This is a genomic window from Stenotrophomonas sp. EMP41, assembly GCF_047495535.1.
Lineage (GTDB): Bacteria > Pseudomonadota > Gammaproteobacteria > Xanthomonadales > Xanthomonadaceae > Stenotrophomonas > Stenotrophomonas sepilia.
In genome coordinates this window covers 2,373,002-2,396,582 of sequence record NZ_CP179923.1, presented here as the reverse complement: position 1 = coordinate 2,396,582, position 23,581 = coordinate 2,373,002, and the positions used below count along the sequence as shown (strand labels likewise).

General features: G+C 65.8%; 21 protein-coding genes. 8 read left to right on the top strand and 13 right to left on the bottom strand.

All coding sequences use genetic code 11. From position 1 onward, the window contains the following. Positions 1-293: 293 nt before the first annotated feature. A complete protein-coding gene (gene purB, locus ACMGRF_RS11025) occupies positions 294-1,661 on the bottom strand; it encodes an adenylosuccinate lyase (RefSeq protein WP_049412964.1) in 1,368 nt (455 codons plus the stop codon). 292 nt (positions 1,662-1,953) lie between these two features. Between purB and ACMGRF_RS11020 the strand changes: the two genes are divergently transcribed. Next, on the top strand, positions 1,954-3,381 hold the full coding sequence (locus ACMGRF_RS11020) for a class II fumarate hydratase (RefSeq protein WP_099486663.1): 1,428 nt from the start codon (positions 1,954-1,956) through the stop codon (positions 3,379-3,381). Positions 3,382-3,488: 107 nt separating this feature from the next. Here ACMGRF_RS11020 and ACMGRF_RS11015 read toward each other — a convergent pair whose 3' ends face one another. From ACMGRF_RS11015 to ACMGRF_RS10985, 7 genes are all read right to left on the bottom strand, one after another. Then, positions 3,489-3,914 carry a hypothetical protein gene (locus tag ACMGRF_RS11015; RefSeq protein ID WP_032953534.1) on the bottom strand — a complete coding sequence of 142 codons (426 nt, stop codon included), beginning with the start codon at positions 3,912-3,914 and terminating at the stop codon, positions 3,489-3,491. A gap of 107 nt (positions 3,915-4,021) precedes the next feature. Further along, on the bottom strand, positions 4,022-4,627 hold the full coding sequence (locus tag ACMGRF_RS11010) for a hypothetical protein (protein WP_099486661.1): 606 nt from the start codon (positions 4,625-4,627) through the stop codon (positions 4,022-4,024). A 29-nt stretch (positions 4,628-4,656) separates the two neighbouring features. Then, positions 4,657-5,544 carry a DUF4097 family beta strand repeat-containing protein gene (locus ACMGRF_RS11005; RefSeq protein ID WP_049412972.1) on the bottom strand — a complete coding sequence of 296 codons (888 nt, stop codon included), beginning with the start codon at positions 5,542-5,544 and terminating at the stop codon, positions 4,657-4,659. Between the two features lie 25 nt (positions 5,545-5,569). Further along, the gene (locus ACMGRF_RS11000; RefSeq protein WP_049412974.1) at positions 5,570-6,598 is read right to left on the bottom strand and encodes an ABC-2 transporter permease; all 1,029 of its coding nucleotides are present in this window, start codon (positions 6,596-6,598) and stop codon (positions 5,570-5,572) included. After that, positions 6,595-7,470 (bottom strand): ABC transporter ATP-binding protein, encoded by an 876-nt coding sequence (locus ACMGRF_RS10995; protein WP_049412976.1) that lies wholly within the window; start codon positions 7,468-7,470, stop codon positions 6,595-6,597. Before ACMGRF_RS10995 ends, ACMGRF_RS11000 begins: the two co-directional genes overlap by 4 nt. Then, positions 7,470-7,829, bottom strand: coding sequence for a GntR family transcriptional regulator (locus ACMGRF_RS10990; protein ID WP_005417481.1), 360 nt, complete (start codon positions 7,827-7,829; stop codon positions 7,470-7,472). The genes ACMGRF_RS10995 and ACMGRF_RS10990 overlap by 1 nt, the downstream gene beginning before the upstream one ends. A 2-nt stretch (positions 7,830-7,831) precedes the next feature. Then, the gene (locus tag ACMGRF_RS10985) at positions 7,832-8,068 is read right to left on the bottom strand and encodes a hypothetical protein (RefSeq protein ID WP_049412978.1); all 237 of its coding nucleotides are present in this window, start codon (positions 8,066-8,068) and stop codon (positions 7,832-7,834) included. Positions 8,069-8,434: 366 nt separating this feature from the next. Here ACMGRF_RS10985 and ACMGRF_RS10980 point away from each other — a divergent pair, with 366 nt between their 5' ends. The 5 genes from ACMGRF_RS10980 (at position 8,435) to ACMGRF_RS10960 (ending at position 12,416) form a co-directional block, all read left to right on the top strand. Continuing rightward, positions 8,435-9,022 carry a glutathione peroxidase gene (locus ACMGRF_RS10980; RefSeq protein WP_005417477.1) on the top strand — a complete coding sequence of 196 codons (588 nt, stop codon included), beginning with the start codon at positions 8,435-8,437 and terminating at the stop codon, positions 9,020-9,022. A gap of 117 nt (positions 9,023-9,139) precedes the next feature. Further along, positions 9,140-10,117 (top strand): FKBP-type peptidyl-prolyl cis-trans isomerase N-terminal domain-containing protein, encoded by a 978-nt coding sequence (locus ACMGRF_RS10975; RefSeq protein ID WP_014037761.1) that lies wholly within the window; start codon positions 9,140-9,142, stop codon positions 10,115-10,117. Positions 10,118-10,140: 23 nt separating this feature from the next. Then, positions 10,141-11,490 (top strand): UDP-glucose dehydrogenase family protein, encoded by a 1,350-nt coding sequence (locus ACMGRF_RS10970; RefSeq protein WP_049439082.1) that lies wholly within the window; start codon positions 10,141-10,143, stop codon positions 11,488-11,490. Continuing rightward, complete coding sequence (locus ACMGRF_RS10965; protein ID WP_005410256.1) at positions 11,483-11,725, top strand: SlyX family protein; 243 nt, start codon at positions 11,483-11,485, stop codon at positions 11,723-11,725. The genes ACMGRF_RS10970 and ACMGRF_RS10965 overlap by 8 nt, the downstream gene beginning before the upstream one ends. A gap of 10 nt (positions 11,726-11,735) precedes the next feature. Continuing rightward, entirely contained in the window at positions 11,736-12,416 is a 681-nt protein-coding gene (locus tag ACMGRF_RS10960; protein WP_111190710.1) for a DUF2058 domain-containing protein, read from the top strand. Positions 12,417-12,462: 46 nt separating this feature from the next. Here ACMGRF_RS10960 and ACMGRF_RS10955 read toward each other — a convergent pair whose 3' ends face one another. The 4 genes from ACMGRF_RS10955 to ACMGRF_RS10940 all read right to left on the bottom strand — a co-directional run bounded on the left by ACMGRF_RS10955 (position 12,463) and on the right by ACMGRF_RS10940 (position 18,506). Further along, positions 12,463-13,650 carry an MFS transporter gene (locus ACMGRF_RS10955; protein WP_049412987.1) on the bottom strand — a complete coding sequence of 396 codons (1,188 nt, stop codon included), beginning with the start codon at positions 13,648-13,650 and terminating at the stop codon, positions 12,463-12,465. Between the two features lie 79 nt (positions 13,651-13,729). After that, positions 13,730-16,414, bottom strand: coding sequence for a methionine synthase (gene metH / locus ACMGRF_RS10950; protein ID WP_414485219.1), 2,685 nt, complete (start codon positions 16,412-16,414; stop codon positions 13,730-13,732). Positions 16,415-16,471: 57 nt separating this feature from the next. After that, complete coding sequence (locus ACMGRF_RS10945) at positions 16,472-17,563, bottom strand: homocysteine S-methyltransferase family protein (protein WP_049412991.1); 1,092 nt, start codon at positions 17,561-17,563, stop codon at positions 16,472-16,474. 13 nt (positions 17,564-17,576) lie between these two features. Next, positions 17,577-18,506, bottom strand: coding sequence for an ArsR/SmtB family transcription factor (locus ACMGRF_RS10940; RefSeq protein WP_049412993.1), 930 nt, complete (start codon positions 18,504-18,506; stop codon positions 17,577-17,579). Between the two features lie 153 nt (positions 18,507-18,659). Between ACMGRF_RS10940 and ACMGRF_RS10935 the strand changes: the two genes are divergently transcribed. Continuing rightward, positions 18,660-19,808, top strand: coding sequence for an acyl-CoA dehydrogenase family protein (locus ACMGRF_RS10935; protein WP_049412995.1), 1,149 nt, complete (start codon positions 18,660-18,662; stop codon positions 19,806-19,808). Positions 19,809-19,976: 168 nt separating this feature from the next. Continuing rightward, on the top strand, positions 19,977-20,240 hold the full coding sequence (locus tag ACMGRF_RS10930; protein ID WP_414485920.1) for a hypothetical protein: 264 nt from the start codon (positions 19,977-19,979) through the stop codon (positions 20,238-20,240). 152 nt (positions 20,241-20,392) lie between these two features. Here the strand turns inward: ACMGRF_RS10930 and ACMGRF_RS10925 are convergent, their stop codons facing one another. After that, on the bottom strand, positions 20,393-23,566 hold the full coding sequence (locus ACMGRF_RS10925; protein WP_414485218.1) for a multidrug efflux RND transporter permease subunit: 3,174 nt from the start codon (positions 23,564-23,566) through the stop codon (positions 20,393-20,395). Positions 23,567-23,581: the final 15 nt, after the last annotated feature.

Sequence of the window (23,581 nt, the reverse complement as noted above, 5' to 3'; positions counted from 1 at the left end):
TCTTTCAAATTCCGTCCCGACAACCCCACGCTCTTCGATCCGTCACCGGGAATCTGTCAGAGGTGGGGCGGGAGGGGCCAGCGGGACCGTTGGCGCCATGGATGGCGCCATCGAGCCCCCATGGATGGGTTCACGGCGTGTCCCGCTGGCCCCTCCCGCCCCACCCAGCTAGCAGCAATCCAGAGCCGCTCTTGACGTTGCTGTTGCCGTTGCCGTTGCTGTTGCTGTTGCTGTTGCCGTTGCCGTAGCCTGCCGCAGGCAGCGCCCGCGGCCGCCGCCGCAAAGGAAACCCCTTAAATCTTCTTCGCCAGCGACTCGGCCAGACCGGTGTAGCTGCCCGGGGTCATCTCCAGCAGGCGCTGCTTCGCATCCGCCGGCAGCTCCAGCTCCTGCACGAACGCACGCATCGACTCGGCCGTGATGCCCTGACCACGGGTCAGCGCCTTCAGCTGCTCGTACGGGTTCGGCAGGCCATGGCGGCGCATCACCGTCTGCACGGCCTCGGCCAGCACTTCCCAGGCCGCGTCCAGATCCGCATCCAGGCGCTGCGGGTTCACCTCCAGCTTGCCCAGGCCCTTGGCCAGCGAATCCAGCGCCACCTGGCTGTGGCCGAACGCGGTACCCAGCGCACGCAGCACGGTGGAATCGGTCAGGTCACGCTGCCAGCGGCTGATCGGCAGCTTGGCGCTGAAGTGCTCGAACAAGGCGTTGGCGATGCCGAAATTGCCTTCCGCATTCTCGAAGTCGATCGGGTTGACCTTGTGCGGCATCGTCGACGAGCCGACTTCACCTTCCTTCAGGCGCTGCTTGAAGTAGCCCAGCGAGATGTAGCCCCAGATGTCGCGGGCCAGATCGATCAGGATGATGTTGGCGCGGCGTGCGGCATCGCCGATCTCGGCCACGTTGTCGTGCGGCTCGATCTGCGTGGTGTACGGGTTGAACACCAGGCCCAGGCCGGTCACGAAGCGCTCGGCGAAGGCCGGCCAGTCCACGTCCGGGTAGCTGGCCACGTGGGCGTTGTAGTTGCCGACGGCACCGTTGATCTTGCCGGTCAGTTCGACCGCGGCGATCTGCCGGCGCTGGCGTTCCAGGCGAGCGACCACGTTGGCCAGTTCCTTGCCCAGAGTGGTCGGCGAGGCGGTCTGGCCGTGGGTGCGCGACAGCATCGGCTGGCCGGCCTGGGCGTGGGCCAGGCTGCGCAGGGTGCTGGCGATGCCGTCCAGGGTCGGCAGCAGCACTTCACGGCGGGCCTGTTCCAGCATCAGGCCGTAGCTGAGGTTGTTGATGTCTTCGCTGGTGCAGGCGAAATGCACGAATTCCAGTGCCGGGGCCAGTTCGGCGTCGTCCTTCAGCTGTTCCTTGATGAAGTACTCCACCGCCTTGACGTCATGGTTGGTGGTGCGCTCGATCTCCTTCACGCGCGCGGCCTGGGCCGGGCTGAAGCGGGCGGCCAGGTCGCGCAGGCGGGCGACGGCGGCGTCGGAGAACGGCGCCAGTTCGACGATGCCCGGTTCGGCGGCCAGCGCCAGCAGCCATTCCACCTCGACCGTGATGCGGGCCTTGATCAGGCCGTATTCGGAGAAGATCGGGCGCAGCGCGTCGACCTTGCCGGCGTAGCGGCCATCGAGCGGGGACAGGGCGAGCAGGGCGGAATCGGACATGTCGGCAGGGCTGGGACGAGCGGCGGGGCCGATATTCTACGACGTGCCGGTCAGCTAGTGCCGCCCGCTGGCCGGCAACCACGCCCGGCCCACTCCGCCATGGCTTGCCGGCCGGCGGCCGGCACTACCTTGCGCGCGCACAACGGCCGTGCGGACGGAACGTTCTGGCCCGTCCTCGTCATCCCACGCTGCGGGCAAGGGAGTATCGTTGGCGCAGCCGCCAGCCCGGGAAGCGACACCCTGCCAGCCGCCGCTTCCCTTTCCCCAACTGAAGTAGTGCGGAGTTGATGCAATGAGCAAAGCTGCAAGCAAGGGTTTCAGAATCGAACACGACAGCATGGGCGAGCTGCAGGTGCCTGCGGACGCCCTGTGGGGCGCCCAGACCCAGCGTGCCGTGCAGAACTTCCCGGTGTCGGGCCAGCGCATGCCGCGCGGTTTCATCCGCGCGCTGGGCCTGGTCAAGGGCGCGGCCGCCGGCGTCAACGCGGAGCTGGGACACCTGCCGAAGACCGTGGCCAAGGCCATCCAGACCGCTGCCGCCGAAGTGGCTGCCGGCAACTGGGACGCGCACTTCCCGATCGATGTCTACCAGACGGGTTCGGGCACGTCGTCGAACATGAATGCCAATGAGGTCATCGCCACCCTGGCCAACCGTGCCGGCAAGGCGGGCAAGACCACCGTGCATCCCAATGACCACGTCAACCAGGGGCAGAGCTCCAACGACGTGATTCCGACCGCATTGCGCGTGTCGGCGGTGCTGGCCACGCACGAACAGCTGCTGCCGGCGCTGGTGCACCTGCGCAAGACCCTCGACAAGAAGGGCCGCAGCCTGCGCAAGGTGGTCAAGACCGGCCGTACCCACCTGATGGACGCGATGCCACTGACCTTCGAGCAGGAGTTCGGCGCATGGTCGGCACAGCTGGCTTCGGCGCAGGAGCGCATCGAAGACAGCCTCAAGCGCGTGCGCCGCCTGCCGCTGGGTGGCACCGCCATCGGCACCGGCATCAACGCCGACCCGCGTTTTGGCGCGCAGGTAGCCAAGGCACTGAAGCAACAGACCGGTTTCAAGTTCGACAGCGCCGAGAACAAGTTCGAAGGCCTGGCCGCGCAGGATGATGCGGTGGAGCTGTCCGGCCAGCTCAATGCACTGGCCGTGGCGCTGATCAAGATCGCCAATGATCTTCGCTGGATGAACGCCGGTCCGCTGGCCGGGCTGGGCGAGATCGAACTGCCGGCACTGCAGCCGGGCAGCTCGATCATGCCGGGCAAGGTCAACCCGGTGATTCCGGAAGCGACCGTGATGGCCTGCGCGCAGGTGATCGGCCACCACACGGCAATCACCGTGGCCGGGCAGACCGGCAACTTCCAGCTCAACGTCACCCTGCCGCTGATTGCGGTGAACCTGCTCGATGGCATTGGCCTGCTGGCCAATGTGTCGCGGCTGCTGGCCGACAGCGCGATCGCCGGGCTGAAGGTGCGCGAGGACCGTGTGGCCGAAGCGCTGGCGCGCAATCCGATCCTGGTCACGGCATTGAATCCGATCATCGGCTACGAGAAGGCCGCGGCCATTGCCAAGCGTGCCTACAAGGAACAGCGCCCGGTGCTGGACGTGGCGCTGGAAGACAGCGGGCTGGAGGAGGCCGAATTGCGGCGCCTGCTGGATCCGACCGCACTGACTGCCGGTGGCATCCACGCTGGGGGCGGTGGCGGCGGCGGTTGATGCGCCGGTCGTAGGGCCGAGCCCGTGCTCGGCTGCTTCCTGGACCTGAGCCGAGCATGGGGTCGGCTCTACAAGAGGAAACGCCGCCCAGGGGCGGCGTTTCTGCTTCAGCGACGGTCGGCGACGATGTTGCCGAACGTGTCGGTGTAATCCTTGAACTCGGGGATGCGCTGGACCAGGTCCGCCGGGATCACTTCCATGCCCTCCGGCGGCTGGATCTTCACCGGTTGCATGTTGGGATCGGCCGGGGCGGCGACCAGGGTGTTCTGGCGCAGCACCTGCAGCCTGCCGAACATCGTCTGCAGCATCTGCTTCTGCCCTTCGTCCAGCGGGATCTGGATCTCGTCCACCTTCATCGTGCCATCGCCGAGGATGATGATGTTCGGTGCCGGCGGGCGACGCACGGTCACCATGCCTTCGCTGACGGAAATCTTGGGCTTGCCGCGCTCGGCGCGGTGGTTGCGGTAATCCTTGTCACAGCCGACCAGGCCCAGGCAGAGCAGGGCGGCCAGCAGCAGGAACAACTTCTTCATGGCATTCGGTTCGGGGGGCGTCCGGGGCCGACATTGTAAGCCGGTCGGCACGTGACGGCCGGCAGCGGGGCGCCGCTGCCGGCCGGGTGCGCTGATCTGTCACAGGCCTAGCGCTGGACCACGGTGTCCTTGCCGCAGTCGTCGACGTCACTCTGGTCCATCGTGGCGTAGGGCTTGAAGGCGGGCAGCGATGCGGCCAGCGCCTGCTGGCTGGCCAGCATCGCCGGCATGCGGTTGCAGATGCGCTTGGCCTGGGCTTCGATCTTCTCCGCCTCGGCATTGATCCGCTTCTCGATGCCCTCGCTGTCGCCGCTGAAGATGCCCTTCAGGGCCTCTCCGGCAGCACTGGCGCCGAGCTTGGCACCGGCCAGGCCGACATCCATGCCGTCCATTGCAATGGCGACCACGTGGCCGCGGTACTCCTGCAGTTGGCGGCGCTGGGTTTCGTTGGCGGCCACTTCCTTGCCGGCGATCAGCAGGCGGCCATCCGGGGTGATCTCGGCACGCGGCTGCTTGTCGGCCGAGATCTTGATGTTGCCCTGGGTGATGTCCTTGCGGGCATCGTCCATGGCCTCCTTGACCGTCTGGCCGACCCCGCTGGTCGCGTCGGCCACGCTTTTGCCGACGGTGGTATCAGGCGTGGAGGACGTGCCGCCGCAGGCGATCAGCGGCAGGCACAGCAGGGTGGCAGGCAGCACGCGCAGCAGATTCATGGCAGTTCCCTCGATCGGTCAGGTAGTGGTTACTTCTTACGGGGCAGGGTGACGGTGCCGCTGACGTTGCGGTGGCCGACATCGCCGCTGCCGCTGTGGTCGACGGTCAGGCTGCCGCGCACGCCATCGACCTGGATGTCCCCCGAGCCGTGGCTGCGTACATGCACATTGCCGCCGATGTCGGACAGATCAACATCGCCCGAGCCGACCACACCGACCTCGACGTTGCCCTGCACGCGCTTGAACCCGATGTCGCCGGAACCGACCGTGTCCAGTCGTGCGTTGCCGCGGACATCGCTGATCTTCAGGTCACCCGAACCGACAGTGCCGGTGACCGCATCGCCACCGATGTTGCGCACCTTGACGTCGCCGGAACCCAGCGAAAGCAGGTTCAGCGAACTGCCGCCATCAATGTCCAGGTCGCCCGAACCCACCGCTGCGTGGATGCTGCCGCGGGTACCACGCACGATGGCATCACCAGATCCGACGTCCACGCTCAGCGATTGTGCATTGTCCACGCTGGCATCGCCGGAGCCGACCTTGAACTGCAGCGGCAGGTTGTCCGGCACACTGCCACGGATGTCCAGCCAGGCGTAGCTGTTGCCCAGGCTGATGCCGCTCTGGCGGCCGTCGCGGCGCAGGCTCACCACCAGCTTGTCGCCCACCTTGCGCTGGTCCAGTACCAGCTGCTCCAGCCATTCCTGGCTGGACGCGCAGGCGCGGCCGTCCAACTGGCCGCCGCCGGCGCTGGCGACCACCTTCAGGTCATGCTGGTTGACCTCGAATACCACCGCTTTGGCACCGGCCACGTCCAGCTTCAGCGCGCGGGCAGCGGTGAACTTGCAGTTCGGAGCATCGGCGGCCAGCGCCGACAGCGGCAACAGCAACAACGCAGAACAGGCGAGCAGGGAACGCATGGGTGGTGCCTCCGGGTGGATGGAATCAGATCTCGCCGGCGCGCTTGCGCAGGCGGATGGCAAGGACGATGAACACGGCGCCGACGGCAGCACCGATCCACAGTTCCGGCATCGCCAGTGACTTCAGCTGCGAGGCCGGCGACATCAGGCTGACCACCGATTCGAGGTCGCGACGCGTGCCTTCCTCGGCGCTGAGGCGATACACCAGGTCCGTGCCCGGTACGCCGCCCAGCAGCAGCCGGCCAACGATGTTCTGCCAGAACCAGCCCGTGGTCAGGCCGATCAGCGGCATCACCTTGGTGGTGCTGACGATGACGCCGGCGAACAGCGGCAGCATCACCGCCCACAGGAACGGCTTGCTGCGGGCCCAGGCCGAGCACAGCAGCAGCCAGCCGGCGGTGGGCAGGGCCCAAAGGGCGTAGACCGGGATCCAGGCAAGGTGGCCGGCGGCCAGGGTCAGCGGGCTGGCCGGGCCCCAGATCAGGGTCATCGGGCTGCCGCCGTGCATCAGCGCTACGATGCTGATCACCAGCATGAAGCCGAACATGGTGATGATGCCGGCAATCACCGCGATCAGTGGGGCCACGACCAGTGCGCTGATCACCTTGGACAGCACGGTCTGGGTATCCGACAGCGGCAGTGACTTCCAGAACAGGATGCTGCGGTCGCGGCGGTCGTCGTACAGGGCACCCAGACAGTAGAAAAACACCACGAAGGCCAGTACCAGGAACGGCCAGGCCGAGCTGAGCACCAGGGTCAGGTCGAGGCCGTTGCCGAGGTCAGCCAGGTCCTTGGCACTGATGTCGCGGGTCAGCAGGGCCAGGTCCAGGCCGTTGATGTTCACGTCTTCGCCGTCGATGTGCAGGCCACCATCACGCGCGGCCCGGTGCAGGGCGAACAGGCCGAAGGCGATGCCGACGGTGCTCATCACCAGCGAGATCAGGCCGGCGATCAGCGGTGCATACAGGAAACCGCCACGGTTCTCCCAGTACTCGCGCTTGAGCAGCCAGCGCAGGGTGCCCATCGGGCTGACGGGGTGGTTGACGGCATTCATGCGTAGGTCCCCTTCATGATGGCGACGAACAGATCGGCCAGGCCCGGGCTGCGGGTCTCGCCAAGGGTGGAGAGCTGGGTACGCGGCACGCCGTCGAACAGCATCACGGTCTTGCCGAACGCCAGGCTGCGCTCGTCGATCGGCTTCAGCGCACGCGCGGTCTCCAGCTGGTCGGCATTGACCAGCAGCTCGGTGTAGCGCTGGCCGACGTCGTCCATGTCCGCGTCGAGCACGATGCGGCCATCACGGATGAACATGACGTCGCTGAGGATGTGCTCGATCTCTTCCACCTGATGGGTGGTGACGATGATGGTCTTCTGTTCGTCGAAATAGTCCTCCAGCAGGCGCTGGTAGAACTCCTTGCGATAGAGGATGTCCAGGCCGAGAGTGGGCTCGTCCAGCACCAGGATGCGGGCGTCGATGGCCATCACCAGCGCCAGGTGCAGCTGCACGATCATGCCCTTGGACAGTTCGCGCACGCGCTGCTTCGGTTGCAGCTTGGTATTGGCCAGGAAGCGCTCGCAGCGGGCGCGGTCGAAGCGCGGGTGGACGCCGGCGACGAAGTCGATCGCCTCGCGCACCTTCAGCCAGCGCGGCAGCACGGCGACGTCGGCGATGAAGCAGATGTCATTCATCAGCTCGTCGCGATGCAGTCGCGGATCCCGGCCGAGCACGCTCAGGTCGCCTTCCACCGAGGTGAGGCCGAGGATGGCCTTCAGTGCGGTGGTCTTGCCGGCGCCGTTGGGGCCGATCAGGCCGACGATGCGCCCGCTGGGAATGCTGAAGCTGGCGTTGTCGAGGGCTACCGTGGTCTTGTAGGCCTTGCGCAGGCCTCGCGCGGTGATGACTGGTTCGCTTGCAGTGCTGTTCATCAGACGTTCCCCTGGGGCAGCAATTCGTCAAGGCTCAGGCCCAGGCGCTGGATGCGCTCCAGCACCGCGGGCCATTCTTCGTTGAGGAAGCGCTCGCGCTCGCTGCTGCGCAGCTGCGTGGCCGCCTGCTCGGTCATGAACATGCCCAGGCCGCGGCGCTTCTCGACCAGGCCTTCATCGGCCAGTTCCTGGTAGGCGCGCGAAACGGTGATGGGGTTGAGTTGATAGTCGGCGGCCACCTGGCGCACCGAAGGCAGGGCATCGCCCGGCTTCAGGATTCCGTCGAGCATCATGGCGATCACGCGCTCCTTCAATTGACGGTAGATGGGAGCGCCGTCGCTCCACTGGATGTCGCTCATATTCAGCTCCGTGGGGTCAGCGGCTGGGCGAACGAGAAATACGGCATGGACAGGGAGCTGTGCAGCCGACGCGGGGGAGGGGGGGAGGAATCGGCGTTCCCGGCCGGTGCAGCGGTCGCATCCTGCGCACCGTCGGGAGAGGCGGGGGCGCTGGGGGTGGCCAGCCAGGCCAGCACGATCAGGGTCGAAACGGCAGCGGCCGCGGGTGCGGTGAGGTTGCGACGGATGCGGGCGTTCATGGCTTCCCCCTGTCTCAGGTGACTGGTGTTGTATGCAACTATAACACCGGCACGCCTGGGTGCAACCCCCTGCCGTCCCCAACTGATGGCAGGGGTGGTCAAAATGCTGAAATATCCACTTATCCAATTGATTGGCAAGGGAAATAAGATTGATGCGCGGGCTGACCCAATTCCGCCTGCCATTCAGTGTTGTCCATGCTATGTCATCACTGCCCCGTCGCTGGTGGGACCAGCGGGAAGACGCCACGCCGCGCAAAGCCGCTGGCGCTTGCCGCAACAAGGGGGGGCGAGGGGCGGTGCTATAGTTCGGCCGATTCCCGGCCGCTACCGGCCGGCCCTGTGAATGGCTACCGCGGACCGCTCTCGATGCCCCTGCCGACCGTTATCCCGCGCCGCCTGCGCGGCCTGTCCCTGCTGACCCTGCTGGTGGCCGGCCTGGCCGGTTCCGGCCATGTGCTGGCGGCCGATCTGCTGGACCTGGAGTACCGCCCACTGGCCAGCAAGCAGCAGGTCAACCTGCAGCAGCGCTACCACGGGCAGGTACTGCTGGTGGTCAATACCGCAAGCAAGTGCGGCTATACCCCTCAGTACGAAGGCCTGGAGGCGCTGCAGAAGCGTTATGCCGGCCGCGGCTTTGCCGTGCTCGGTTTCCCGTCCAACGATTTCAAGGGCCAGGAGCCCGGTGACGAGAAGCAGATCCAGGATTTCTGCACGCTCACCTACGGCGTCAGGTTCCCGATGTTCGAGAAGGTGCATGTCGTCGGTGCACAGGCCACGCCGCTGTACCAGAGGCTGACCGCGGCCACCGGCGTGGCGCCGGGCTGGAACTTCCACAAGTACCTGGTCGGCCGCGATGGCAAGGTCATCGCCCAGTTCGCCAGCAAGGTGACGCCGGACGATCCGCAGCTGACCGCCGCCATCGACAAGGCGCTGGCCGCAGCCGCCACGCATTGATATGCAGCCGCCACGCATTGATATCCGGCACGGATGCCTCGACATCGACGGCATGCGTGCGACAATGTTTCTTTTCGCGCCGACGTCGGCGCCCAGACACTTCCAGGAATGCAGCGAATGAAGATGGGAATGCGCGGCGCCGCGGCGTCGGTTCTGATTCTGGCGATGGGCACTTCGGGTGTCGCTCTGTCGCAACAACCGGCTGCCCCCGCAGCCGCCAAGGAGACCGCAACCTTGAATTCCCCCAAGCAGAAGCTCGGCTACGCCATCGGCCTCGATGTCGCCAAGTCGTTCACCCCGATCGCCGATGAGATCGATGTGGCCGCACTGCGCACCGCCGTGGAGCGTTCGTTCGAAGGCCTGCAGCCGCAGATCACCCAGGAACAGGCCAAGGCCACCGATGCCGCGTTGCGCCAGGTCGTGATGGCCCGCAGTGGCCAGCAGGTGCCGGGCATGGCGCCGGGTTCGCAGCCGCCGAAGGTCGATCGCGTCAAAGTGTCGCAGATGATCGGTTCGTACTCGGTCGGCCCGTCGCTGGCACAGCTGAAGGACGACATCGATGTCGCCTCGCTGTTTGACGCGATCAGCACCGGCCTGAGCAAGGGCCAGCCGAAGATGACGGAAGCTGACGCGACCGCCACCATCCAGGCCTTCATGGGCAGCAAGCAGGCCGAGATGCAGGCCAAGGCCGCCGCCGCTGCGCAGACCAACCGCGAGGAAGGCAACGCGTTCCTGGCCAAGAACAAGACCCAGCCGGGCGTGGTGACCACCCCGTCTGGCCTGCAGTACCAGATCATCCGCCCGGGTAGCGGCGAGCGCCCGCTGCCGAGCAGCAAGGTGCGCGTGAACTACGAAGGCAAGCTGCTCAACGGCACCGTGTTTGACAGCTCCTATGGCCGCCAGCCGGCCGAGTTCGGCCTGGACCAGGTGATCAAGGGCTGGACCGAAGGCGTCGCGCTGATGCCGGTCGGGTCGAAGTATCGCTTCTGGATCCCGGGTGAGCTGGCTTACGGTGAGAACGGCACCCCGGGTGGCCCGATCGGCCCGAATGCGACTCTGACCTTCGACGTCGAGCTGCTGGGCGTCCTGCCGTAAGCGACCACGGAGCCTGCACGGACATGCGCGTTGCGATTTTCGGTACCGGTTATGTAGGGCTGGTGACCGGTACCTGCCTGGCCGACGTCGGCCACCAGGTGGTCTGCGTCGATATCGACCAGGCCAAGGTCGATGGCCTCAACCAGGGCATCATCCCGATCTATGAGCCGGGCCTGGAGCCGATGGTGAAGGCCAACCACGCCGCGTCGCGGCTGGTGTTCACCACCGATGCCGCGGCCGCGATCGGCCACGGCCAGGTCGTGTTCATCGCCGTCGGCACGCCGCCGGACGAGGATGGCAGTGCCGATCTGCAGTACGTGCTGGCTGTGGCCCGCACCATCGGCCGGCACATGAGCGTGCCGACCGTGGTGGTCAACAAGTCGACGGTGCCGGTGGGCACCGCCGACAAGGTGCGTGCCGCCATTGCCGCAGAGTTGGCGGCACGTGGCGCGGACATCGCCTTCGATGTGGTGTCCAACCCTGAATTCCTGAAGGAAGGCGACGCTGTCGCCGACTGCATGCGCCCGGATCGCATCATCATCGGCGCGACCAGCGCCGAGTCGGTGGCGGTGATGCGGCGCCTGTACGCGCCGTTCAACCGCAACCACGACCGCGTGGTGGAAATGGACGTGCGTTCGGCCGAGTTGACCAAGTACGCCGCCAACGCGATGCTGGCGACCAAGATCTCGTTCATGAACGAGATCGCCAACATCGCCGAGCGTGTCGGTGCCGACGTAGAGCAGGTCCGGCAGGGCATCGGCTCGGATCCGCGCATCGGCTGGCATTTCATCTACCCGGGCGCCGGTTATGGCGGCTCGTGTTTCCCCAAGGATGTGCAGGCACTGGCCCGCACCGCGCAGCAGGCCGGGCTGGAGCCGAAGCTGCTGAACGCCGTGGAAGCGGTCAACGATGCGCAGAAGGGCCATCTGTTCACCCTCATCCAGCGTCATTACGACAAGGGTGAAGACGAAGGTGTGCGTGGCAAGACCTTTGCCGTGTGGGGCCTGGCGTTCAAGCCGAACACCGATGACATGCGCGAAGCCTCCAGCCGTCGCCTGCTGGCGCAGCTGTGGGAAGGCGGCGCGATGGTACGTGCCTACGATCCGGAAGCGATGCACGAGTCGCAGCGCATCTTCGGCGAACGCGATGACCTGGTGTTCTGCAGCAGTGCCGACGAGGCGCTGCAGGGGGCCGATGCACTGGTCGTGGTGACCGAGTGGAAGCAGTTCCGCAGCCCCGATTTCCAGATGCTGCGCGAGCAGTTGAAGGACGCGGTGGTGTTCGACGGCCGCAACCTGTACGAGCCGGCGGATGTGGAAGCGGCGGGCCTGGCGTACTACGGCATTGGCCGGGGGCGCTCGCTGCATGTCTGATCTGCTGCCAACCGAACGCGAACAGGCGCTGGAAGCGCGCCTGGTCGAACTGGAAATGCGCGTGTCCTTCCAGGAACAGGCGCTGGCCGAACTGAGCGATGCGCTGGCCGATGCCCGCATGCAGGGCATGCGCAACGCCGACGTGCTGCGCGTGCTGCTGGAAGATCTGGGCAAGGTCCGCAACGCGCTGAATTCTTCCGATCCGGCGAGCGAACCGCCGCCGCCGCACTACTGATCCGAATCCTATGAGCGATACCCTCCGCGACCAGCTGATGGGCCTGGGCTTCAAGCCTGCGCCCAAGCCCGAGCGCAAGAATGATGGCCCCCGCCGTGACGGTCGCCCGCAGGGCAAGGGTGGCAACAGCAATGGAAAGCCGCAGGGCGCTGGCAAGGGCGAGCACAAGCCCGGCGAGCGTCGTGGGCATGGCCATGGCGGCCCGGGCAAGCCCGGCCAGTCACGTGGCCCGGGCCAGCAGGGCCCGCGCAAGCCGCGCAGCGCCGAAGAGATGGACCTGGCCAAGGCCTACGCCATCCGCGCGCAGAAGGAAAAGGAAGAGCGCATCGAGACCGAGCGCCTGAAGCAGGAAGAGGCGCGTGTGCGCCGCGAGGCCAAGGCCAAGCTGGAAGAACTGCTGAAGGACAAGAGCCTGAACTCGGAAGCGGCCGATATCGCCCGCCACTTCCCGTATGGCGGCAAGATCAAGCGCATCTATGTGACCGCCGAACAGCTGACCGCGCTCAATGCCGGCGAGCTTGGGGTGGTCCAGCTCAATGGCCGCTACCTGCTGGTGACCGCCGACGTGCTGGCGCAGTCCGAGGCAGTGTTCGCTGCTTCGGTGGCGCTGAAGGTCGATCCGAATGCGCCGGCCGAGGAAGATCCGTACGCGGACCCGCAGTACCAGGTGCCGGACGACCTGGTCTGGTAGACCGACCTTATGGACGATCACGACGCCGGGCATTGCCCGGCGTTCTTCATTTGGGACGGACGGAATAGCGGCGCGCGCGTATCAGCGGCAGGCTCAGCGCGAAGAAACAGAGCAGGGCGCCCATCAGGGCGAAGCCGCTGCCGGCCAGGAACGCGGTGCGGCCGTCGTCGATCTTCCACAGTTGGCCGGCAATGAGCGCGCCCAGCACACCGCCGACACCGGACGAAAAGCCGTACAGCAGTCCTTGGCCGTGGCCGTTGAGACGACCGGGGAAATAGGTCGCCAGCATCTGCATCGCTGCAGCGAAGAACGCCGCAAAGCCCAGCGCGTGCGCGGTCTGAGCCAGCAGCATCACCGGCAGGTTCTCCGGGAACAGCGCAGTCACGGCCCAGCGCAGGCAGGAACTGACCAGCGCGATCAGCAGCATCCAGCTGGCGTCGTAGCGGCGGAAGAAGCGGCCGATGGTGAAGAACACGCCCACTTCGAAGACCACGCCGATGGTCCACAGCAGGCCGAGGGTGGAGGTGCGGTAACCGTGATGGTCCATGTAGACCGAAAAGAACGTGTAGTACGGGCCGAACGACAGCTGTTCCATGAAGGCGGCCAGGAAGAAGGCCAGCACCGGCGGTCGGCGCACGATCTGCCAGAAGCCGCTGGCGTCACCCGCCGTCTTGCCGATGTCGCGCGCGTAGTGGTTGCTGAAGGCCGAGGCAACCAGCAGCACGAACAGAGGCAGCATCATCCACGGCAACAATCCGGCGTGGTTGCCGGCGTCATCGCCTTCGATCAGCCAGCCGAACAGGGTGACCACGGCGATGAAGCCGAGCGAGCCCCAGACCCGGATCAATCCGTAACGATGGCTGTCGTTGCCCAGGTGGGTGAGGGTGATCGACTCGAACTGCGGCATCACCGCGTTGTAGAAGAAGCAGAACACGATCATCGCCGGGTACATCCACGGCTGCGGCAGTGGCAGCAGGAAGGCAGCGAAGCTGAGCAGGGTCAGCACGCAGCCGACGCGCAGCAGGCGGATCGGTCGCGGTGAGGCGGCCGCCAGCGAGGTCCAGGTACTGGGTGCGATCACGCGGGTGGCGTACCACAGGCCCATCATCACGCTGATCGCGGTCACGCTCATGCCGCGCGCGGTCAGGAACAGGCTCCAGTACGGCGTGAACGCGCCGAGCGCCGCGTAGTAGAACAGGTAGAAACTTGAGAGGCGGGCAACGGGAACGGTCATCGCGGGAATAATGCACGGTAGCGCCGGGCCATGCCCGGCGGACGGGAGATGACGCCGGGCATGGCCCGGCGCTACCGCCTCATTCGGGGTCGTAGTCGAGATTGGAGGCCAGCCAGCGTTCGGCCTGGGCGCGGTCCACGCCCTTGCGCCGGGCATAGTCGGTGACCTGTTCGCGGCTGAGCCGCCCGACAACGAAGTACTGGCTCTGCGGATGGCTGAAGTAGTAGCCCGAGACAGCGGCCGTGGGCAGCATCGCGAAGCTCTCGGTCAGTTCCATGCCAGCGTTCTTCTCAGCCTGCAGCAGGTCGAACAGGCGGCGCTTCTCGCTGTGCTCGGGGCAGGCGGGGTAGCCCGGTGCCGGACGGATGCCGCGGTACTGCTCGTCGATCAGGGCTTCGTTGTCCAGCGTCTCGGCGCGGCCGTAGCCCCAGAATTCGGTACGCACGCGCTGGTGCAGGCGCTCGGCCAGCGCCTCGGCGAAGCGGTCGGCCAGTGCCTTCAGCAGGATCGCGTTGTAGTCGTCATGCTCGGCCTCGAAGCGCGCGACGTGGGCATCGATGCCGATGCCAGCGGTGACCGCGAACGCACCGATCCAGTCCTGCGTTCCGCTGTCGGCCGGTGCAATGAAATCGGCCAGGCAGAAATCCGGGCGCTCGGCCGGCTTGTCCACCTGCTGGCGCAGGAAGTGCAGGGTGGTTTCGCCCTGCGGGTGCTGCACGCGGACATCGTCGCCGATGCTGTTGGCCGGCCACAGGCCGAACACGGCCTTGGCCGTCAGCCACTTCTCGCCGACGATGCGCTCGAGCATCGCACGGGCATCCTTGTACAGCTCGCTGGCCTGGGTGCCGACGATCTCGTCGGTGAGGATGGCCGGGAACTTGCCGGCCAGCTCCCAGGCCTGGAAGAACGGCGTCCAGTCGATGTAGTCGACCAGTTCGGCCAGGGGATAGTCGTCGAATACGTGCAGGCCGGGCTGATTCGGTGCCGGTGGAGTGTAGTTGTCCCAGCCGCCCTGGAATTTCTGCCCGCGCGCATGTTCCAGCGTGACCAGCCGCTTGGCGTCGCCCCGGTTGCGGTGGCGTGCGCGGATTTCGGCATAGTCGGCTTCGTTGGCGGCAACGAAGGCCTCGCGCAGATCACGCGAGATCAGCGACTGCGCCACGCCCACCGCGCGCGATGCATCCTTCACCCACACCGTCGGCGCCTTGTAGTGCGGGTCGATCTTCAGCGCGGTATGCGCACGCGAAGTAGTCGCGCCGCCGATCAGCAGCGGCAGGTCGAAGCCCTGGCGCTCCATCTCGCGGGCGACGTGGCTCATCTCCTCCAGGGACGGGGTGATCAGCCCGGACAGGCCGATCAGGTCGGCGTTGTGCTCGCGGGCGGCATCGAGGATCTTCTGCGCCGGCACCATCACGCCGAGGTCGACCACGTCGAAGTTGTTGCAGGCCAGGACCACGCCGACGATGTTCTTGCCGATGTCATGCACATCGCCCTTCACCGTGGCCATGATGATCTTGCCGTTGCTCTTGGCGGTGTCACCGCTGCGCGCCTTCTCGGCCTCGATGTAGGGCAGCAGGTAGGCCACCGCCTTCTTCATCACGCGCGCGGATTTCACCACCTGTGGCAGGAACATCTTGCCGGCGCCGAACAGGTCGCCGACGATGTTCATGCCGTCCATGAGCGGTCCTTCGATCACGTCCAGCGGGCGACTGGAGGCCTGCCGGGCCAGTTCGGTGTCTTCCTCGACGAAGGCATCCAGGCCGTGTACCAGGGCGTGCGCCAGGCGTTGGGCCACCGGCTTTTCGCGCCAGGCCAGGTCTTCGGTCTTCGCCGCGCCCTTCTTGCCCTTGTAGCGCTCGGCGATCTCCAGCAGGCGCTCGGTCGCATCGCTTCGGCGGTTGAGGATCACGTCCTCGACGCGCTCGCGCAGGTCAGGCTCCAGTTCGTCGTAGATCGGCATCGCGCCGGCGTTGACGATGCCCATGTCCATGCCGGCGGCGATGGCGTGGTAGAGGAACACCGAGTGGATGGCCTGGCGCACCGTTTCGTTGCCGCGGAACGAGAACGAGACGTTGGAGACGCCACCGGAGACATGGCAGTACGGCAGGGTCTGCTTGATGATGCGGGTGGCTTCGATGAAGTCCACCGCGTAGTTGTCGTGCTCTTCGATGCCCGTAGCGACGGCGAAGATGTTCGGGTCGAAGATGATGTCCTGCGGCGGGAAGCCGATCTCGTCGACCAGGATGCGGTAGGCGCGGGTGCAGATATCGACCTTGCGCGCACAGGTGTCGGCCTGCCCGGCCTCGTCGAACGCCATCACCACTGCCGCGGCGCCATAGCGCAGCACCTTGCGCGCGTGCTCGCGGAACAGCGCTTCGCCTTCCTTCAGCGAGATCGAGTTGACCACGCTCTTGCCCTGCAGGCATTTCAGGCCGGCCTCGATCACGCTCCACTTGGAGGAGTCGACCATCACCGGGATGCGCGCGATGTCCGGCTCGGACATGATCAGGTTGAGGTAGCGCGTCATCGCCGCTTCCGAATCGATCAGGCCCTCGTCCATGTTGACGTCGAGGATCTGCGCGCCGCTGGCCACCTGCTGGCGGGCCACGTCCACCGCCTCCTCGTAGCGGCCCTCCTTGATCAGCTTGCGGAACTGCGCGCTGCCGGTGACGTTGGTGCGTTCGCCGACATTGATGAACAGCAGGTCCGGGGTGATGACCAGCGGTTCCAGGCCGGACAGGCGGGTAGGGCGGACAGGCGTCATGGCAGGCGTCGGCTCAACAGCAGTAGGGCGGGAAGTGCGGGACGGTGGCGGCAACGTTCATGCGGCCTGCTCCCGGGTGCCGGGCAGTGCGCGCGGCGGCAGTCCGGCCACGGCATTGGCAATCGCACGGATATGCTCGGGGGTGGAGCCACAGCAGCCGCCGACCAGGTTCAACAGGCCATCCTCGGCGAAGCCGCGCAGGGTGGTGGCCATCTCTTCAGGGGTTTCGTCGTACTCGCCGAACGCGTTGGGCAGGCCGGCGTTGGGGTGGGCGCTGACATGACAGTCGGCGACCTGCGAGAGGGTTTCCACATGTGGGCGCATCGCATCGGCGCCCAGCGCGCAGTTCAATCCGATCGACAACGGTCGGGCGTGGGCGAGCGATGCATGGAAGGCCTCGGCGGTCTGCCCGGACAGGGTGCGACCGGAAGCGTCGGTGATGGTGCCGGAGATCATCACCGGCAGCCGCGCGCCGCGCGCATCGAACGCTTCCTCCAGCGCATACAGCGCGGCCTTGGCGTTGAGCGTGTCGAAGATGGTCTCGACCATGAGGGTATCGGCGCCGCCGTCGATCAGGCCTTCGATCGCCTCGCGATAGGTATCGCGCAGTTCATCGAAGCTGGTGTTGCGGAAGCCGGGATCGTTCACGTCCGGGCTGATCGAGGCGGTACGGCTGGTGGGCCCGATCACACCGATGACGAAGCGCGGTTTGTCCGGCGTGGTGGCCTCGACCGCATCGCAGCAGGCGCGCGCGACGGCTGCGCCGGCCTTGTTCAGCTCATACACCAGGTGTTCCAGGTGGTAATCGGCCTGGCTCACCGAGGTGGCGTTGAACGTGTTGGTTTCCACCAGGTCGGCGCCGGCCAGCAGATAGGCAGTATGGATGTCGGCAACGATCTGCGGGCGGGTCAGCAGCAGCAGATCGTTGTTGCCCTTCAGGTCGTGACCCTCGGGCGCGGCGTGGTCGCAGCCGGGTCCATGGGCATGGTCGTAACCACCGGCGAAGCGCTCGCCGCGATAGTCCTGCTCCTGCAGCCCGTGGCGCTGGATCATCGTGCCCATCGCACCATCGATGATCAGGATCCGCTCGCGCAGGGCATCCAGCAGGGCGTTGGCACGATCAGGATGCAACCAGGGCAGGGCGGGCATGGCGGTCTCTGGCTCAGGGCTTGTTGGCGATCAGCGAAATCACTTCGAAGTGCGGCGGACGCTTCTCGCGCGTGACCGTCTCCAGGCTGGACACCTGCAGGCCGGCCTTGTCGACGAACCTGCGCAGCTCCTTGTCGCTGAAGCCGAGGTTGACGTGGCCGTAGGCTTCCACCGCGGCCTTGTGTTCGTGGCGGGCCAGGCTGCACAGCAGCAGGCGGCCGCCCGGGCGCAGTACGCGTGCAGCTTCGGTCACCGCCTGCGCCGGTTTGCTGGCGTAGGTCAGCGCATGCATCAGCACCACCAGGTCGAAGCTGGCATCCTTGAACGGCAGGGCATGCATGTCGCCCTCGCGCACTTCCACATTGGGCAGCCGCCGCAGGCGCTCGCTGGCGGCGGCGACCACGCGCGCGCTGGTATCGATGCAGATGTAGCGCTTGGAATGCGGGGCAACCAGTTCGGCCAGCACGCCATCACCAGAGGCGATATCCAGCACGTCGCCGGTCTCAAGCAGCGGCAGCGCGGTGCGTGCCAGCGCCTCCCAGGTACGGCCCGGAGAGTAGTGGCGTTCCATGTCGCCGGCCACGCTGTCGGCCCAGTTCTGGTCGGAGGCGCGGTGGGCCAGCACGGCGGCCACGCGTTCAGCGTCCTGGCGCAGCAGCGGGTCATCGCTTCCGTTGCTCAAGGCATGCCACAATGCACGCTGCGCCGGGTCCAGCTGGGCCTCGTCGAAGCGGTAATAGGCCGACACGCCGGCGCGGCGGTCGCGGACCAGCCCGGCTTCCTTCAGGCGTGCCAGGTGGGTGGACACGCGCGGCTGCGCCAGCCGGGTGATCGCCGACAGTTCGGCCACGGTCAGTTCCTCCTGCTCCAGCAGCGCCAGCAGGCGCACGCGAGTGGCATCGGCGAACACCTTCAGGCGGGTCGACCAGTCTTCCAGATCCATAAACATCTACCTATCGCGATATAGAGATATATTCGCTGAAGGGGCCTGTCGCGGTCAAGTCGCCAGCGTACGGAAACTGCCGGGCCCCGGTACAATCGCAGCACCTGGGCGCGCCGTATGCGGCCCATAACTTCATGTACCCGGGAGGGTGTTGTGGATTTCAGCTTTACCGAAGAGCAGTTGATGCTGCAGGACGTTGCGCGGCGCATCGCGCAGGAAAAGATCGCCCCCAGTGCGGAGCACCATGACCGCACCGGCGAGTTCCCGCTGGACAACATCCGCCTGCTGGGCGAGAACGGCCTGATGGGCATTGAAGTGCCGACCGAATACGGCGGTGCGGGCATGGACCCGGTTGCGTACGTGCTGGCGATGGTGGAGGTCGCCGCCGCCGACGCAGCCCATTCGACCATCATGTCGGTCAACAATTCGCTGTTCTGCAACGGCATCCTGACCCACGGTACCGAGCATCAGAAGCAGACCTACGTACGTGCCATCGCCGAAGGTACGTCCATCGGCGCGTTCGCGCTGACCGAGCCGCAGTCCGGTTCCGATGCCACCGCCATGCGCTGCCGCGCGGTGAAGCAGGCCGACGGCACCTTCGTCATCAATGGCAAGAAGAGCTGGATCACCTCCGGTCCGGTGGCCAAGTACATCGTGCTGTTCGCGATGAGCGAGCCGGACAAGGGCGCGCGCGGCATCACCGCCTTCATCATCGATACCGACAAGGCCGGTTTCGGTCGTGGCAAGACCGAGCCCAAGCTGGGCATCCGCGCCTCGGCCACCTGCGAGATCGAGTTCAACGATTACGTGGCGCAGGCCGAAGACGTGCTGGGCCAGGAAGGCGAGGGCTTCAAGATCGCCATGAGCGTGCTCGATGCCGGTCGCATCGGTATCGCTTCGCAGGCCATCGGCATCGCCCGTGCCGCCTATGAAGCGACGATCGAATACGTCAAGGAGCGCAAGGCATTCGGCGCGGCCATCGGTACCTTCCAGATGACCCAGGCCAAGATTGCCGACATGAAGTGCAAGCTGGACGCAGCGCTGCTGCTGACCCTGCGCGCGGCGTGGGTGAAGGGCCAGGGCAAGCGCTTCAGCAATGAGGCTGCCATTGCCAAGCTGACCGCCTCCGAGGCGGCAATGTGGATTACCCACCAGGCCGTGCAGATCCATGGCGGCATGGGGTATTCCAAGGAAATGCCGCTGGAGCGCTACTTCCGTGATGCCAAGATCACCGAGATCTACGAAGGTACTTCGGAGATCCAGCGCCTGGTGATCGCCCGCAACGAAACCGGGCTGCGCTGAGTCGCCTGGCCGCGCCGCCGCAATGGCGGCGCGGCGGTAGGTCCACGCCATGCGTGGATGATGGTCATCCGGATGACGTCATTGCCGTTGGCCTGCGGAGACGCATGCTGCTCTAATGCAGTCCGTTTCTTCGAGGATGACGACGTGATCTATCGCGGTTGGGGAATCATGACGCTGGTGACGCCGATTGCAGCGATCCTGCTGCTGGCGTATTTCTTCCCGCACGAAGGCCCCAAGGGCAACATCCCGCTCTCGCAGGTGTTGCTGGGTGCTGGCATTGGCGCGGCGGTGAATGTGCTGCTGGGCCTGTGGCTCAACCGGGCACCCCGGCAGAAGGGCGAAGTGGCGCCCCATCATTTCTTCTTTGTGCCCATGCAGTGGGCTGCACTGGTAATCGTGGCAGTGTGCGTGGTGGTCGCGCTGTTGCGCTGAGACGTGACTCGAACAGCGCCAACCCAGGTTGACGGATATTGGCCATGCCGTTGTTCCGGTAGATGCCAACCTTGGTTGGCATGAATTTGACTGTGGCAAGAAAAAGGCCCCGGATCGCTCCGGGGCCTTTTCGTTCTCAGCGCACCGCCGGATCAACGATCCGGACGGTGTGCGGCATCCGCGTCGCGCTGGCGTTCCATGAACTCCTTGGACGGTTCGTCCAGCTTGTCGCCGAGCATGCGGCGCACGACGACGAAGAACACCGGGATCATCAGCAGGCCGAGCAGGGTGGCGAACAGCATGCCGCCGATCACGCCGGTACCGATGGCGTGGCGGGAGTTGGCGCCGGCACCGGTGGAGATCGCCATCGGGATCACGCCCATGATGAACGCGAACGACGTCATCAGGATCGGGCGGAAACGCAGGCGCGCCGCTTCGATGGTGGCATCACGCAGGTTCTTGCCTGCTGCGCGCTGCTCCACCGCGAATTCCACGATCAGGATCGCGTTCTTCGCCGCCAGGCCGATCACGGTGATCAGGCCGATCTTGAAGAACAGATCGTTGGGCAGGCCGCGCAGCATCGACAGGCCGAGGGCACCCAGCACGCCCAGCGGCACCACCAGCAGCACCGCCACCGGGATCGACCAGCTTTCATACAGGGCGGCCAGGCACAGGAACACCACCACGATGGACAGCACCAGCAGCAGGGTCGCAGCGTTGCCGGCCAGGATTTCCTGGTAGGACATGCCCGACCAGTCGTAGCCGAAGCCGGCCGGCAGGTCGTCGTTGACGATGCCTTCCATGGTCTGCATCGCCTCACCCGAGCTGGTGCCGGGTGCCTGCGAACCGACGATGTTGATCGCCGAGTAGCCGTTGTAGCGGCTCAGTGACGGCGGCGCCGACACCCATTCGGACTTGACCACCGTGTTGAGCGGGATCATCGCGTTGGTGCCATCGGCGTTCTGGGTCAGGGTGGAGGGGCTGTAGAAGCTCTTCAGCGATTCCTGGCCGGTGCGGTACGGGCCATCGGCCTGCATGGTCACGCGCTTGATGCGGCCCTCGTAGAAGAAGTCGTTGACGTACACCGGGGCCAGCATCAGCTGGATGGTGCTGTACACGTCCGACACCGACATGCCCATCGACTGCGCCTGCACGCGGTCCACGTGCAGCTGCAGCTGCGGCGCGTTCTCCAGACCGTTGGGGCGCACGCCAACCAGGTGGTCCGGCTTCTGCGCGGCCTGGCCGAGCAGGATGTTGCGGGCCTGGGTCAACTGTTCGTAGCCGGCACCGCTACGGTCCTGCAGCCACATGTCAAAGCCACCGAACTGGCCGAGGCCCTGCACGGTGGGCAGGTTGACCACGAAGATCTGCGCTTCCTTGATGCCGTAGAACGCGCCGTTCATGTTCTGGATGAACTCGGGCGCGGTGAACTTGCGTTCCTCCCACGGCTTCAGGCGGATGAAGCCCATGCCCACGTTCTCGCCGGAACCGACGAAGCTGAAGCCGGCCACCTGCAGCATGCCTTCATAGCCATCCTGCTTTTCCAGGATGCCACGCATCTGCGCGAACACTTCGTTGGTCTGGCCCTTGGTCGAGCCCGGCGGCAGCTGCACGATCGCCAGCGCATAGCCCTGGTCTTCTTCCGGCAGGAAGCTGCCCGGCATGCGGGTGAACAGGAATCCACACAGCGCGGTCAGCACCACGAACAGGATCATCCAGCGCGGCGCATGGCGCACCGCAGAGGTGATGTGGCCCACATAGGTGTGGCTGATCTTGTCGTAGTACTTGTTGAAGGTGCGGTAGACGATGTTCGGGTTGTCGTTGTGCGTCGGCTTGAGGAAGGTCGCGCACAGCGCCGGGGTGAAGCCCAGCGCCAGGAACGCCGAGAATGCCATCGAGATGGCGATGGTCAGCGCGAACTGCTTGTAGATCTCACCGGCGGCACCGCCCTGCAGGGCGGAGGGGATGAACACCGCGGCCAGCACGACGGTGATCGCCACCACCGCACCGGTGATCTGGGTCATCGCCTTCTGCGTGGCCGGCTTGGGCGCCAGGCCCTCCTCGGTCATGATGCGTTCGACGTTCTCGATCACCACGATCGCGTCGTCGACCACGATGCCGATGGCCAGCACCATCGCGAACAGGGTCAGCTGGTTGATCGTGAAGCCGATCATCCACATGCCCAGGAAGGTACCAAGCAGGGCGACGGGGATGACCAGGGTCGGGATCAGGGTCGCGCGGAAGTTCTGCAGGAAGATCAGCATCACCAGGAACACCAGCAAGACCGCTTCAAACAGGGTCTTGACCACTTCTTGGATCGAGATCTTGACGAAGGTGGTGCTGTCGTACGGCGAGAACCAGGTAACCCCGGCCGGGAAGCTGGGCTGCAGCTCGTCCATCTTGGCGCGCACCGCTTCGGCCACGTTCAGGGCGTTGGCGCCCGGCAGCAGCTGGATGGCGAAGGCGCCGGTCGGCTTGCCGTTGTACTGGGTGTCGAAACCGTAGTTGTTGGCACCGAAGGCAACGCGGGCGATGTCCTTCAGCAGCACGCGCGAACCGTCAGCATTGGCGCGCAGGATGATGTTCTCGAACTCCTGCGGGGAGCTGAAGCGGCCTTCGGCCGAGACCGTGGCGGTGAAGTGCTGGTCTTCCGGCGACGGGTCCGAACCCAGTGCGCCGGCGGCGAACTGCACGTTCTGTGCACGCACCGCGGCCAGCACCTGGCTGGCCGACAGGCCGTAGCCCTGCATCTTTTCCGGGTTCAGCCAGATGTTCATGGCGTACTCGGAACCGAACTGCTGCGTGCTGCCGACGCCGGGGATGCGCGAGACCTGGTCGAGCACGCGCGAACCGACGATGTCGTTCAGGGCGTCACGGTTGATGGTCGGGGTGTCGGACTGCAGCGCCACCACCATCAGGAAGCCGGCGTTGGCCTTGGCCACCACCACGCCCTGCTGGGTCACTTCCGATGGCAGGCGTGGCGTGGCCAGCGAGACCTTGTTCTGCACCTGCACCTGGGCGATGTCCGGATCGGTACCGGTCTCGAAGGTCAGGGTGATCTGTGCACGGCCGTTGGAGGCGGACGAGGAGCTGAAGTACAGCAGGTGATCGATACCGGTCAGCTGCTGCTCGATCACCTGGGTGACCGACTTTTCCGTGGTATCGGCACTGGCGCCCGGGTAGGTCGCCGAGACGGTGACCTGCGGCGGGGCGATGTTGGGATAGGACTCCACGCCCAGGTTGAGGATCGCGATCACGCCGCTGAGCGAGATCAGGATCGCTACCACCCAGGCGAAGACTGGATGCTCGATGAAAAATTTAGGCATGACGGAAGGTTCCCG